This is a genomic window from Ruegeria sp. BB5 (assembly GCF_056539405.1).
The window spans coordinates 216,168-229,124 of the sequence record NZ_JBQFUX010000004.1 but is presented as its reverse complement, the minus strand read 5'-3'; the positions used below and the strand labels follow the sequence as shown (position 1 = coordinate 229,124).

18 protein-coding genes are annotated in these 12,957 nt (G+C 58.5%); 15 read left to right on the top strand and 3 right to left on the bottom strand.

Features of this window, described 5'->3' with window-relative positions; all coding sequences use genetic code 11:
- The first annotated feature begins 2 nt into the window (after nt 1-2).
- From ACR0DL_RS12440 to trmD, 11 genes are all read left to right on the top strand, one after another.
- Entirely contained in the window at nt 3-521 is a 519-nt protein-coding gene (locus tag ACR0DL_RS12440; RefSeq protein WP_170350328.1) for a hypothetical protein, read from the top strand.
- Nucleotides 522-727: 206 nt separating this feature from the next.
- Nucleotides 728-2,233: a signal recognition particle protein gene (gene ffh, locus ACR0DL_RS12435; protein ID WP_170350327.1), complete on the top strand. Its 1,506-nt coding sequence runs from the start codon at nt 728-730 to the stop codon at nt 2,231-2,233.
- A complete protein-coding gene (locus ACR0DL_RS12430) occupies nt 2,230-2,787 on the top strand; it encodes a GNAT family N-acetyltransferase (RefSeq protein ID WP_170350326.1) in 558 nt (185 codons plus the stop codon). Before ffh ends, ACR0DL_RS12430 begins: the two co-directional genes overlap by 4 nt.
- Nucleotides 2,784-3,335, top strand: coding sequence for a GNAT family N-acetyltransferase (locus ACR0DL_RS12425; protein ID WP_170350325.1), 552 nt, complete (start codon nt 2,784-2,786; stop codon nt 3,333-3,335). The genes ACR0DL_RS12430 and ACR0DL_RS12425 overlap by 4 nt, the downstream gene beginning before the upstream one ends.
- Nucleotides 3,336-3,369: 34 nt before the next feature.
- Nucleotides 3,370-3,666, top strand: a complete 297-nt coding sequence (locus ACR0DL_RS12420) for a chorismate mutase (protein WP_170350324.1) — start codon at nt 3,370-3,372, stop codon at nt 3,664-3,666.
- A 43-nt stretch (nt 3,667-3,709) separates the two neighbouring features.
- Nucleotides 3,710-4,099 carry a 30S ribosomal protein S16 gene (gene rpsP / locus ACR0DL_RS12415; RefSeq protein WP_170350323.1) on the top strand — a complete coding sequence of 130 codons (390 nt, stop codon included), beginning with the start codon at nt 3,710-3,712 and terminating at the stop codon, nt 4,097-4,099.
- Nucleotides 4,100-4,111: 12 nt separating this feature from the next.
- Nucleotides 4,112-4,747 (top strand): 5,6-dimethylbenzimidazole synthase, encoded by a 636-nt coding sequence (bluB, locus tag ACR0DL_RS12410; protein ID WP_480637615.1) that lies wholly within the window; start codon nt 4,112-4,114, stop codon nt 4,745-4,747.
- A 2-nt stretch (nt 4,748-4,749) separates the two neighbouring features.
- Entirely contained in the window at nt 4,750-4,899 is a 150-nt protein-coding gene (locus tag ACR0DL_RS12405) for a hypothetical protein (RefSeq protein ID WP_165590802.1), read from the top strand.
- A complete protein-coding gene (gene rimM, locus ACR0DL_RS12400) occupies nt 4,892-5,395 on the top strand; it encodes a ribosome maturation factor RimM (RefSeq protein ID WP_170350321.1) in 504 nt (167 codons plus the stop codon). The genes ACR0DL_RS12405 and rimM overlap by 8 nt, the downstream gene beginning before the upstream one ends.
- On the top strand, nt 5,395-6,210 hold the full coding sequence (locus ACR0DL_RS12395) for a hypothetical protein (RefSeq protein WP_480689444.1): 816 nt from the start codon (nt 5,395-5,397) through the stop codon (nt 6,208-6,210). The genes rimM and ACR0DL_RS12395 overlap by 1 nt, the downstream gene beginning before the upstream one ends.
- Entirely contained in the window at nt 6,207-7,004 is a 798-nt protein-coding gene (trmD, locus tag ACR0DL_RS12390; RefSeq protein ID WP_170550814.1) for a tRNA (guanosine(37)-N1)-methyltransferase TrmD, read from the top strand. The genes ACR0DL_RS12395 and trmD overlap by 4 nt, the downstream gene beginning before the upstream one ends.
- Here trmD and ACR0DL_RS12385 read toward each other — a convergent pair.
- Nucleotides 7,001-7,801 (bottom strand): glycoside hydrolase family 25 protein, encoded by an 801-nt coding sequence (locus tag ACR0DL_RS12385; protein ID WP_170350318.1) that lies wholly within the window; start codon nt 7,799-7,801, stop codon nt 7,001-7,003. The genes trmD and ACR0DL_RS12385 overlap by 4 nt on opposite strands.
- Before the next feature lie 380 nt (nt 7,802-8,181).
- Between ACR0DL_RS12385 and rplS the strand changes: the two genes are divergently transcribed.
- The 3 genes from rplS (at nt 8,182) to ACR0DL_RS12370 (ending at nt 9,240) form a co-directional block, all read left to right on the top strand.
- Nucleotides 8,182-8,565: a 50S ribosomal protein L19 gene (rplS, locus tag ACR0DL_RS12380; RefSeq protein WP_170350317.1), complete on the top strand. Its 384-nt coding sequence runs from the start codon at nt 8,182-8,184 to the stop codon at nt 8,563-8,565.
- A gap of 11 nt (nt 8,566-8,576) precedes the next feature.
- Complete coding sequence (rpmE, locus tag ACR0DL_RS12375; protein WP_170350316.1) at nt 8,577-8,798, top strand: 50S ribosomal protein L31; 222 nt, start codon at nt 8,577-8,579, stop codon at nt 8,796-8,798.
- 214 nt (nt 8,799-9,012) lie between these two features.
- Nucleotides 9,013-9,240, top strand: coding sequence for a hypothetical protein (locus tag ACR0DL_RS12370; protein WP_170350315.1), 228 nt, complete (start codon nt 9,013-9,015; stop codon nt 9,238-9,240).
- 45 nt (nt 9,241-9,285) lie between these two features.
- Here the strand turns inward: ACR0DL_RS12370 and ACR0DL_RS12365 are convergent, their stop codons facing one another.
- Both ACR0DL_RS12365 and ACR0DL_RS12360 read right to left on the bottom strand, forming a co-directional pair.
- Nucleotides 9,286-10,881, bottom strand: a complete 1,596-nt coding sequence (locus ACR0DL_RS12365; protein ID WP_480689442.1) for an MFS transporter — start codon at nt 10,879-10,881, stop codon at nt 9,286-9,288.
- Between the two features lie 79 nt (nt 10,882-10,960).
- Nucleotides 10,961-11,848: an AEC family transporter gene (locus tag ACR0DL_RS12360; RefSeq protein ID WP_480689440.1), complete on the bottom strand. Its 888-nt coding sequence runs from the start codon at nt 11,846-11,848 to the stop codon at nt 10,961-10,963.
- A 206-nt stretch (nt 11,849-12,054) separates the two neighbouring features.
- Between ACR0DL_RS12360 and ACR0DL_RS12355 the strand changes: the two genes are divergently transcribed.
- A complete protein-coding gene (locus ACR0DL_RS12355) occupies nt 12,055-12,864 on the top strand; it encodes a division plane positioning ATPase MipZ (protein WP_170350312.1) in 810 nt (269 codons plus the stop codon).
- Nucleotides 12,865-12,957: the final 93 nt, after the last annotated feature.

The following is a 12,957-nucleotide window of genomic DNA, read 5'->3' as shown; positions in this document are numbered from 1 at the left end:
CCATGAAAGTCACGCGCAATACACCGAACCAACTGATCCTGTCCGATACCCCATGGTTCATAGGCATCACACTCGTTTTATTTATTCTAATCTTTGTCGGCCTCGGTCTCTTCTTGATGACCGAGGGGGGCGAGGCCATCCTGTTCGGCCTGATATTCGCCCTCGGCGGCGGAGGGTTAGGATTTGGGGCCTTCTGCGCTTTTGTACGGCGCGTTCAGGTCATTCTGGACCGGGACAAAGACAGCATCGTGATCCGCAGGCATTCGGTTTTTGGTTATGATGCCGTCGAACACATGCTGTCGAACCTGTCCCATGCCGAGATTGAAACAACGATTTCGCGCAGCAACAAGGGCTCATCTACGCTGTATCGCCCCGTACTCATACTGGACAAAGGCATGAGCGCGGGTCGGCACCCCATTGTTGAGGCCTATTCCAGTGGGCGCGGTGCGCATCGGCTGGTGGATGCCGTCAATGAATGGCTTCCGGCACGCAAGGTTGACTCTGCCAGCCAATCGGCCTAAATCGCGGCCAACATCCGGAAGCATCTGATCTTCCGGTCCCTTGAGTCGTTCAGGGATCGCCCCCCACCAGCGAGTTTCGCCCGTGGGGGCAATGCCATTTGGCATTACCCCCACGTCTAATTCAGTGGGAGGGGGCAATTGTGCATTTAACCGGTGTTTCTTATCTAAGAGGCGCCACGAGATAACCGGCTAAGGAGGCCGAAGGCATGTTTGAAAATCTATCCGAACGCCTTTCCGGCGTCTTTGACCGGCTGACCAAGCAGGGCGCTCTGTCCGAGGAAGACGTCAAGACCGCCCTACGTGAGGTTCGGGTTGCACTGCTTGAGGCTGACGTCTCGCTGCCGGTTGCCCGTGAATTCGTCAAGAAGGTTCAAAGCCAGGCCACCGGTCAGGCGGTCACCAAGTCGATCACCCCAGGTCAGCAGGTCGTCAAGATCGTGCATGACGCGCTGGTCGATGTACTGCGCGGCGAGGAAGACCCCGGTGCGCTGAAGATCGACAACCCGCCTGCCCCGATCCTGATGGTTGGTCTGCAGGGTTCGGGTAAGACGACCACCACCGGTAAACTCGCCAAACGCCTGAAAGAGAAAGAGGGCAAGAAGGTCCTTATGGCCTCGCTGGACGTCTATCGCCCGGCGGCGATGGATCAGTTGGCCGTTCTGGGCACACAGGTCGGCGTCGATACCCTGCCGATCGTCCCTGGCCAAAAACCGGTCGACATTGCCAAGCGCGCCAAGCAACAGGCGACGCTGGGTGGCTATGACGTCTATATGCTCGACACCGCGGGCCGTCTGCATATCGACGAAGTCCTGATGGACGAGGTCGAGCAGGTGCGCAATGCGGTTGATCCACGCGAAACCCTGCTGGTGGTCGACGGGCTGACCGGTCAGGTCGCCGTTGAGGTCGCCGAAGAATTCGATGCCAAGGTTGGCATTTCGGGCGTGGTCCTGACCCGGATGGACGGTGACGGACGTGGCGGCGCAGCACTGTCCATGCGAGCAGTCACCGGCAAACCGATCCGCTTTGTCGGCCTGGGCGAGAAGATGGACGCCCTCGAAACCTTTGAGCCGGACCGGATCGCTGGTCGTATTCTGGGTATGGGCGACATCGTTGCTCTGGTCGAAAAGGCCCAGGAAACGATGGAGATGGAACAGACCGAGCGCATGATGAAGCGCATGGTCAAAGGTCAGTTCAACATGAACGACCTGAAAATGCAGCTGGAGCAGATGATCCAGATGGGTGGCATGCAGGGCATGATGGGCATGATGCCGGGCATGAACAAGATGGCCAAGCAGATGGATCAGGCCGGTCTGGACGACAAAATCCTGCGCCAGCAGATCGCCCTGATCCAGTCGATGACCAAACGCGAACGTGCCAACCCGCAACTGTTGCAGGCCAGCCGCAAGAAGCGGATTGCCGCCGGTTCCGGCATGGAGGTCAGCGACCTGAACAAACTGCTCAAGATGCACCGGCAGATGTCGGACATGATGAAAAAGATGGGCAAGATGGGTAAAGGCAAGATGCTGAAACAAGCCATGAAGGGCATGTTCGGCAAAGGTGGCCCGTCGCCCGAGGAAATGGCCGCAGGTATGGACCCCAAGGCGCTGGAACAGGCGGCCAAGGCAATGGGTGGCAAAATGCCCGGCATGCCCGGTATGGGTGGCGGCATGGGTCTGCCTCCGGGTCTCAGCGGGTTCGGAAAGAAAAAGTGACCCCAGCACGCTGCACCCAGCCCCCGTCCGGCAAGGCGGCGATGGCAGCAGCGCAGTATCGCGCGGCCCTGCCGGTCCTTAAGACCCGGCGGCTGGTTCTGCGCGCACCCACTTTGGACGACCTGCCAGTGTGGACGTCGATCTGTAAAGAGAGCTTTGGCGACACCAATCAGGACGCCTGGACCGAGTTCTCCTACTATACCTCCGGCTGGCTGTTGCACGGGCATGGTCTGTTCACCGTCACACTGAAAGAGGATGCTCAGGTCATTGGCTTTGTCATTCTGGGTCTCGAATGGGACGATCAGGAGCCCGAGCTTGGTTACCTGTTCCGCGCGGATCACAGACTGCAGGGTTACGCCACCGAGGCGTGCTCAGCTGTTCGCGATTTCGGTTTTGACCTGTTGGGATCTGGGCAATTCGTAAGCTATGTATCGGCTTCAAATGCCCGTTCGAATGCGTTGGCACAGCGCTTGGGTGCTTCGCGGGACGCAGTTGCCGAACGTGCATTTGATGCAGACCAGCATGTCTGGCGCTATGGCGAGGTGCCGGCATGAAACTTGCTCTGGCCATACCGACTCTGGAAACCGAACGTCTGATCCTGCGCGCACCATCTGAAACTGATCTGGACGCGGACGCCGCATTCTTTGCCAGCGATGCTGCGAAGTATGTCGGCGGACCTCTGCGTCGGGATGAAGTGTGGCGGATCATTGCCATGCATTTTGGCCATTGGGCTCTGCGTGGTTATGGATATTGGAGCGTCGACGAAAAAGACACTGGCAACTATGTCGGGCGGATCGGCCTTTGGTTCCCCGAAGGTTGGCCCGAGCCCGAGGTCGGTTGGACCCTGATGAATCATGCGACCGGAAAGGGCTATGCGACCGAGGCCGCTCTGGCCGCGCGCGCCCATGCCTATGACATATTGGGCTGGGACACGGCGATTTCACTGATCGACCCGGAAAACCACGCCAGCAAGGCCGTGGCCAAACGGCTGGGCGCTAAGCTCGACTATCACTACGAACACCCGAAATTCGGCGCGACCGAAATCTGGCGCCACCCTGCCCCCGCCGATCTGGTGAATGGCGGCATGGAGGCCTACGCATGACCCACATCGCTTTGCCCGCAAAGAGGAACGGCCAATGACCAACCCCGTGACACAGGCTGCCGCGCTGTTGAAAGAGCATCGCGAAAGCATCGACCGGCTGGACGCGATCCTTGTCTATACGCTGGGCGAGCGGTTCAAGCACACGCAGGCTGTTGGCAAGCTCAAGGCCGCACACGACCTTCCCCCGTCCGATCCTTCGCGCGAGGCTGCGCAGATCGCACGATTAGAAGACCTGGCGAAAGAGGCCGATCTAGACCCCGACTTCGCCAAGGCTTTCCTGAATTTCATCATTCAGGAAGTCATCCGACACCACAAGAAACACCAGAATTAACCGGAAACGATCCCGGTAAACGCCATCCAAAGGAGATACCACCATGGCAATGAAAATTCGTCTCGCCCGCGGCGGCTCGAAAAAACGTCCTTTCTACCGCATCGTGGCTGCTGACAGCCGCATGCCTCGCGACGGTCGTTTCATCGAGAAACTGGGCACCTACAACCCGCTGCTGCCGAAAGACAGCGAAGAGCGCGTGAAAATGAACATGGAGCGTATCCAGTACTGGCTGGATCAGGGCGCACAGCCCACCGACCGTATCGCGCGCATGCTGGAAGCCGCTGGCACCCGTGACAAAGCCGAGCGTAACAACCCCAACAAGGGGACCCCGGGCAAGAAAGCTCAGGAACGCGCGGAAGAGAAAGCTGCAAAGGCTGCTGAAGCTGCCGAAGCAGCTGCTGCACCGGCTGAAGAAGCAGCAGCAGAAGAATAAGCAGGCGAGCGCGTGCAGGATCAGACTTTCACTGACGATTTCCGCACGCAGTTCGATCTGTTAATGCGGCTCCGGCGCGATGTGCGCCGGTTCCGCACCGATGCGATAGACGAGGCAGTGCTGACGCGCTGCCTCGACGCGTTTCGCTTGGCCCCTTCGGTTGGGCTTAGCGAACCCTGGCGTGTGATCCGCGTCGAAAGCGAAGCCGCGCGTGCCGCGGCGCTTGAGAATTTCCAAACCGCCAACGCGCAGGCGTTGGACGGTTACTCCGGCGAAAAAGCGCAACTTTACAGCCAGTTGAAACTGTCCGGCATGCAAGAAGCCCCGGTACAATTGGCCGTGTTCTGCGATGATGCCACCGATAAGGGGCAAGGTCTGGGTGCCGGAACCATGCCCGAGATGCGGCGCTATTCTGTTGTGTCGGCCGTTACCCTGTTCTGGCTCACCTTGCGGGCCGAAGGGCTGGGGCTGGGCTGGGTGTCGATCCTGGACCCAGACCGGCTGGCCCGTGACTTGAACGTGTCGGACGACTGGCGGCTGATCGGCTATTTCTGCGTCGGGCAGCCGGAAGAGTTTTCCGACACCCCCGAATTGGAACGTGTTGGCTGGGAAAGCCGCCACGACACGCTGCCGATTGAGGTTCGCTAAGAATGTTCGGGCTTATTCGACTTCCCATCCTGCTGATGATCGCATTTATTGTGGGCGTGTTCTTTGAACGCTCGAACCAGCGCGAGGCCTGTGAGGCACGCGGCGATTGGCAGGACGGATTATGTGTGACGGTGGACAAGCCAAATGAGTGATCTGATCTGTGTCGGCAGCATTGCGGGCTCGTACGGGGTGCGCGGCGAAGTGCGCCTGAAAAGCTTTTGCGCGGTCCCCGAGGATATCGAGACCTATTCCCCACTGACGGACGAAAACGGCGGCGAGCGTTACCCCTTGGTTTTGACCCGGCCCATCAAGAACGGGTTCGCCGCCCGATTGGGCGGGATTGAAACCAAAGAACAAGCGGACGCGATCAATGGCCTGCGTCTGTATGCCCGTCGCGATCAGCTGCCCTCGTTGCCCGACGACGAATTTTATCATACCGATCTGATCGGGCTTGAGGTTTATGATACAGGCGGCACTCTGCTGGGCCGGGTGAAATCGGTGCAGAACCACGGCGCGGCCGACTTGCTGGAACTGCACGGTCCGGGTCTGAAATCTACGGTCTTGCTGCCCTTTACGCGCGAGGCTGTTCCGACGGTTGATCTGGACAAGGGCCGCATTGTCGCTGATCCGCCCGAAGGGCTGATCTGATGCGGAGGGTTTTGTTGCATCTAGGGCTGCACAAAACCGGCACCACCGCGGCCCAGTCTTTCCTGTATGACAACCGCGAATTGATCTGGCCGCATTTCTCGCTGATCTTGCCCTATCGCACCCGAAACTCGGGCCTATCCCGCGCGGCCACCACACATTCCATATATGGCACCGTGGGTACGTTGTCCGAATTCGGAACCCGGATGCGCGCCTTTCTCGAAACACTGGACTTCGGCACCAGACGCGGATTGATCGTCAGCGAAGAAAACTTTGCCGGATTACGCCCTAGCCGCAACATCGAACAGGGCTATGCAGCCGCACCGGAACTTGCCGCTTGTTTGGTGGATGCGGTCCGGCATCGCTTTGACCAGCAAGAGGCCGAGATCACAATCTACCTGTCCTTGCGCCAGCGCGGCGGCTGGCTGCGCAGCCTCTGGGCGCATGATCTGGAACGCATGCGTCAGGTCCATGACTTCGAAGCCTTCCGGGCAAGCATGGATCACCTGCCATCTTTGCAGGACACAGCAGATCAAATCCGCGATCGGTTGCCTTCGGTCATGGTGAAGACAGGTTGGCTTGAGGAATTGCAACTGCAACGCTTTGGCCTCGGCACCCCGTTCGCCGAATTTCTGAACCTGTCGCGCGACAAGACCAAACGTCTGGTGCCGCCTTCCCGGGTGAACAATCGCCTACCCGAGGACGTTCTGGCGGAATTGCTGGATTTGAATCGCTCGCGTCTGGACGAAGCCGCCTTGATCGCGCAAAAGACGGCGATAATTGAACGCGCAAAAGGCGCTCTGACCGGCACGACATGACAGACAAACCCAGTAAATCCCACGGTCGCAAGGCGATCCGCCCAACCTTGAAACCGCGCGAGCTGTTGACTCCTACGCCTGATCTGCACGGGGTGTGGAAGGCCAAGATCATCACTCTGTTTCCTTCAGCCTTTCCTGGGGTGCTGGGCGAAAGCCTGACCGGAAAGGCATTACAGGAAGGTTTGTGGCAGCTGGAAACCGTTGATCTGCGCCCGTTCGGCATCGGCAAACATCGCAACGTCGACGACACACCTGCGGGTGGTGGTGCAGGCATGGTGCTGCGTGCCGACGTTCTTGGAGAGGCGATCGAACATACGATGGCGGGTGTTCAGGGCAATTGGCCGCTGATCTATCTCAGCCCGCGTGGACGCCGGATGGATCAACGTATGATGCAAAACCTCGCGCGCTGCGACGGCATGACCCTGCTGTGTGGTCGCTTCGAGGGCGTCGATGAGCGGGTGCTGGAACATTATGGCGTCCAAGAGGTCAGCTTGGGCGACTTCGTTATGACCGGTGGTGAGATCGCAGCGCAAGCACTTATCGACGCCACGGTGCGATTGATCCCCGGCGTATTGGGCAATCAGGCCTCGGCCGAGGAAGAGAGCTTTTCGTCTGGTTTGCTGGAGCATCCGCAATACACGCGCCCCGCCGAATGGAAGGGCCGCCCAATCCCCGACATTCTGATGTCCGGCCACCACGGGCGCATTGCCGATTGGCGGCACGAAATGTCAGAACGGATCACCCGCGAACGGCGACCCGATCTGTGGGAGATCTACCGAAAAGTGCGGGACTAGCCCCCCGCCTTCCAGCGCGCCCAGCTTTCGGGGTGGCCGTTGAACGTGTTGATATCCACCTTGCCCTGCACACCAGGCACCAGCCCGGTGCCGGTATATTGCCAGAACCGCCAGGACGATCTCGGATAAACCTGATGGGGGTGTCCGGCAACGGATCGCAGCCAGAATTCGGTCCCGCGCAGACGTCCTATTTCTGTATCCCCATGAAAATCCACCGTTGTATAGACGATCGGACGGCGTCCATAGTGACGTTCCAAGATATCTAGAAACCGCTTAGCCTCGGCCCGGACGGTGGCACCATCGGGGCGCAACCTGCAGGTTCTGGAATGCGGCGTCCACTCCATATCCAGCACATGCGGCAGGTCGGCCCCCTTTGGCACATTCTTGATGAACCACCGGGCCTGCTCATGCGCTGGGCGGCAGAAATAATAATAGTGATACGCCCCCCACGGCACGCCCGCAGCTTGCGCGCCACGGCGATGGTCTTCGAACAAGGGGTCGGCGACATCTCCGCCTTCGGTCGCTTTGATGAACACAAAACTGACGCCTGATGCCTTGGCCTGATGCCAATCGATCGGCCCCTGCCAGCGTGAGACATCCAGCCCATGCACCGGATAGTGGCCAGGATGCCGCCCATCCCAGTCATGCGGGTCGGCGTCGCCAAAGGCCGGGTAGATGACTGAAGGGGAAGTTGTACTCAGAAAAGCTTTGGCCTCGACCTTTTGAGGCGGAGGTGTGCTGCGACCACAGGACAGGGTCGCAAAAGCCATGACGGCCAGCATCAATGCAATGCGCATGATCGGTTCCTGTTTTTAAATTACTGCTCTTATAATTGCCCCCAGAATGCCTGATCGGCCTGATAAGGCAACGGTGCAGTTTGCTTATGGCGAAAACCCACCACCCTTGCGTTGAAAATATGGTGTTTTTATCTTGATCCCTGATCGCAAACCCCGTAAAGCAGCGCAATCCGGTGCCGTGTAACGCGACTCCGGTGTTTTGGTTTGCATCATGGCGCATCGCTCAGCTTTCTTCAGCCACGGCGTGTCAGGGCAGGCCAGACCAAAGGAACATTCGATCTGACCTCTGGCGGGCTGTACGCAGGACCCGATGAAGACCAAGAGCTCTCAGGCCGTGCTTAACTTCGTGGACCAACCACGAGCAGATAGGAGTAACTGCGATGGACCTTATCGCACAGCTTGAGGCGGAACAGATTGCCGCCCTGGGGAAAGACATCCCCGATTTCAAAGCCGGTGACACCATCCGTGTCGGCTTTAAAGTGACCGAAGGGTCGCGCACCCGTGTGCAGAACTACGAAGGCGTCTGCATCGCGCGCAAAGGTGGCGACGGCATCGCCGGATCGTTCACCGTCCGCAAAATCTCGTTTGGCGAAGGTGTGGAGCGTGTGTTCCCACTGCATTCGACCAACATCGACAGCATCACCGTTGTCCGCCGTGGCCGCGTCCGTCGCGCCAAACTGTACTATCTGCGCACCCGTCGCGGTAAATCCGCACGTATCGCAGAAGTCACAAACTACAAGCCCAAAGCTGGCGCCGAGGCGTAAGGAGCGGAAAGATGAAAAAAGACATCCATCCCGATTACCACTTCATCAACGTCAAAATGACCGATGGCACCGTGGTTCAGATGAAATCCACCTGGGGCAGCGAAGGCGACCAGCTGGCATTGGAAATCGACCCCTCCTCGCACCCCGCGTGGACCGGTGGCTCGTCGCGCCTGATGGACGCCGGCGGCCGCGTGTCGAAGTTCAAGAAGAAATACGAAGGTCTGGGCTTCTAATCCCACCCCGTTTCGAATGCGAAAGGCCGTCCCGAGGGGCGGCCTTTTTCTTTTTGGGACAGGCATGTGAGACGATACAAAGGGCCTGCCAGAAAGGAAGCCCCTGAAGGCACCCTCGCCGATCTCACGCGTCACACGCAGTGATCGCCGCACAATGCTGAAAAGGTGCTACACTTGGCACCAAGAACCGCCCTGATACGACGGAGACCCTGAAATGCCCAAGTACAATGATATGTTCGAACTTTCGGTGCAGGATATGGATCTGATCGAAACAGCCTTGCGCGGCTTGGCTGCCTCCCGTTCGCTGGCAACACCAGATGAAACGGATGATGGGAAAGTGGTTCGCGAAAACACCCTGCGCCGCGTCCATGATCTTCTTGGCAAGCTGCACGATCAGAAGGTTTTCTATCGACCCAAAGATGGGGTGTACCTTGGAGGTTAAACCCATTTGATCCAGACCGGTCGACGTCTTTTTCCGCTAATGCATTTACCTGGGTGCGCGCGTCAGTTCTGCCGCACTGTGCAACGGCGGCACCGGCCCGCGCAGCAGCACCAAGGCCAGTACCATGCCGACAAGCGCGGCAATCGCGGCGACCACCATGGCGCTGTCAAAGGCATTGTCCAGCAATTCGCGCAAAGCTCTGGCCAAGACAGAGCTGGTCGATGGATCCATCCCCGCGATCAATTGCTGGATCTGGCTGGGCGTGCCGTGGGTCAGCGCATGTGCCAGATCCTCGCGCTGGGTTGAACCGGCGGGCAACGCAGCGATCACCTCGGACAGACCGCGACGAATGGTGATAGATTCGGCCAGACCGCCGACCACCGCTCCAAGGGTGGCTCCGAAATAGAGGCAGGCGTTGATCACGCCTGACCCCTGGCCAACATGTTCTTCGGGTAGAAGACGCAGGCCGAGGCGCGGCAGCAAGGAAAAACAGATGCCCATACCGACGCCAACAATCAAAAGCTTCCACCAAATCTCGGCATATTGCGTAGAATTGTTGGTTGTCATCAGCAACAGGAACCCGCAGGCCATCGCCCCTAGGCCAATTGTAACGGGCCACCGGAAACTGTAAGGCGCCAGAAAGCGGGGCGCGGTCACCGAGATGACGAACATGCTGAGGCTGAGCGGCATGATCGCTAACCCTGCCCCAATTGAGCTGTATCCGAAGGCGTCCGGCGACTGCACGAAGGTGTTGAAATAAACAAAAAAACAGAACAACGTGAAGCCCGTAACAAACATGCCCGCCGCAGCCATAAAGTAACGCGGATGGCGAAAGTATCGCAGTTCGACCAGCGGATCTGCGCTGCGGCGTGAGACAATCACCAGTACGACGGTCGCCATTGCCGCGATGGCCAACGGCACCAACGTAAGCGGCGTGGCCCATCCACCGCTTTCCCCATTGCTGAGCGCAAAGGAAAGTGGCCCGAGGAACAACAGGATGGCAACTGCACCCGGATAGTCAAATTTCGCCCCGGCTAGGCGGGTGTCGGGTATGTATTTCCGTCTGCTGACGAGCAGTCCGATGGCGAAAGCCACCGCCAGCAGCACCAGGTCGGCCGCAAAAACCGCTCGCCAACTGACATAGTGGCCAAAGGCCCCGCCGACGATAGGCCCGACACCGATGGCCAGACCAACGATCGCGCCCCAGGCCCCGGTGACACTGGCGCGTTGTTCTTCGGGCGTAGCGGCGGTCAACAAAGACAACGAAGTGCCGAACAGCGCTGCTGCCCCTGCCCCCTGCGCACCACGACCAATCAGCAGCATCACCCCATCCTGAGCAAACAGCGCCAAGGCCGACCCGATCGCAAAGACGATCATACCAAAGAAAAATACGCCCATCTTGCCGGTAATGTCGCCCAGACGGCTGACGATGGTGACAAGCGTCGCGCTGGCTACGGAATAAGTTGCCATCACCCATTGCAGCCCGGACGGGGTCAGGTCGAACTCGGCTTTCAGGTTGGGCAGGATGGTGGTCACGGCGGTGGTATTAAACCCCACGACCATCATACAGATCGCCGTCATCGCCAGCACCACGCGGGCACGAGCCTGCGGGGTGACTTGTTCCGAGGTCTTGTCAGTCATCAACGCCCCTTAGATTGTAGGTCTTTAATCCAATTTATCAGCAGTTTAGCAGTTTTTTTCGCTTCGCATAGGGTGCGCGTCAGATCCAGTAGGACAGCGCAACCGGTAGAACAACAATCGTGGTCAGTGTCGAAACCAAAATGAATCCGGCCACATCCGGGCCGTATTCCGGCATGTGCTGATCAATGAACAGGTAGGTCGCAACCGAAGATGGCATCAGACAACACAGGATAAACGCGCCGCGTTCAGCCCCGGTAAAGCCAAACGCCCAAACCAGCGCGCTTGAGATCGCAACCGCCATAACCAGATGCAGCAGGGTCAGCACCACCGCCAGACCCAGACGTTTGATCCGCAAAGTCGCCAGCGTATGGCCCAGCGTCAGCAACATCAGCGGAATCGATAACCCGCCGAGAATGTCGAAGGACTTGGCGATAGGTTGCGGCAGGCTGTACCCAGTCGCCATTAAAATCAGCGAAAGGGTCACAGCGTAGATGATCGGCGAGGTGGCAATTTTACGGGGCGAGAATTCTCCGGCCGGAATCCACATGCCGATGGTGAAGATACTGATCAGCACGACGACAACGAACCCCATCGCATAGGCCATGCCTGCGTCCCCCAACGCCAGCAGCGTGATCGGCAAGCCGATATTGCCCACATTGCTGTGCATCAACGGAGTCAAAAACGCGCGCACCGGCAGGCGTATCGCCTTTAGGACGACGAACCCCAGCACTCCGAACCCGGCAATGGCCAGCGCTGCGGCGGTCATCACATCCAGAAAGGTACCAATAGCGATACTGGTAGCGGACAGATGCGAGATGATCAGCGTCGGATACCCCACCCGCGACACGATCCCCCCGATCACCTTATTGTCGAACGGCGCTTTGATCAGGGCCAGACAATATCCGATTCCGGCGCAGATCAGGACGGGTAGGACCACGTTCAGAACGTTCAGAAACAGATGATCCACCGGTCGCCCCTATCGCAATTCTTTGCGTCTGACACTGAAACAGGGCACCACTTTTGACAAGCACACAGCTTAACCCTATTCCACGTCATAGTTTTCCAATTTAGAGCCTGAAATCACCGATTGAGGTTCTTCCCATCTCGGTTTCCACAACATATAGTGGTTCGCAACAACGTGTGCGAAGCACGGCGGGACATGGGAATACAGGCATGGCACATATCATCGTAGTCGGAAACGAGAAGGGCGGCGCAGGCAAATCGACCGTGTCGATGCATGTGGCCACCGCACTGGCACGGCTGGGTCACAAAGTCAGCACGCTGGACCTGGATCTGAGACAGCGCAGCCTGGGGCGGTATTTCGAAAATCGCGGCAAGTTCATGAACGGATCCGAGGTCCCCTTGCCCAGCCCGCGCCACCATGACCTGCCCGAGATCGACGCCTCCAAGCTGAAACCCGGTGAGAATATCTATGACCACCGCCTGTCCGCCGCCGTTTCTGAACTGGAAAGCGACAGCGATTTTATCCTGATCGACTGCCCCGGCTCGCATACCCGCCTCAGTCAGGTTGCGCATTCGCTGGCCGACACGCTGATCACACCGCTGAACGACAGCTTCATCGACTTTGACCTGTTGGCACGGATCGATTCAAAGGGCGAGAAAATCCTTGGACCCTCGGTCTATTCCGAAATGGTCTGGAACGCGCGTCAATTGCGGGCGCAGGCCGGGCTCAAGCCTATCGACTGGGTGGTCGTGCGTAACCGCGTCGGTACACAGCGTATGGTCAACAAGGAAAAGATGCAGCGCGCGATCGAAATGCTGTCCCAGCGCATCGGCTTCCGCGTCGCATCAGGCTTTTCCGAGCGGGTTATCTTTCGCGAGTTGTTCCCGCGTGGCCTGACACTGTTGGACCTCAAGGATATCGGGGTCAAACAGCTGAACATCTCGAACATCGCAGCCCGGCAGGAACTGCGCGACATGATGAAGGAATTGAACCTGCCTGGGGTCGAGATCGACTTTTAGAAGTTGTTCTGACAAGGCTGCATAACCAAGCAGCCATACTCCACCCTTGCTCTTGCGCTGCCCCTGAAGCAAACTTGTTTGCGGAGGAGGCAT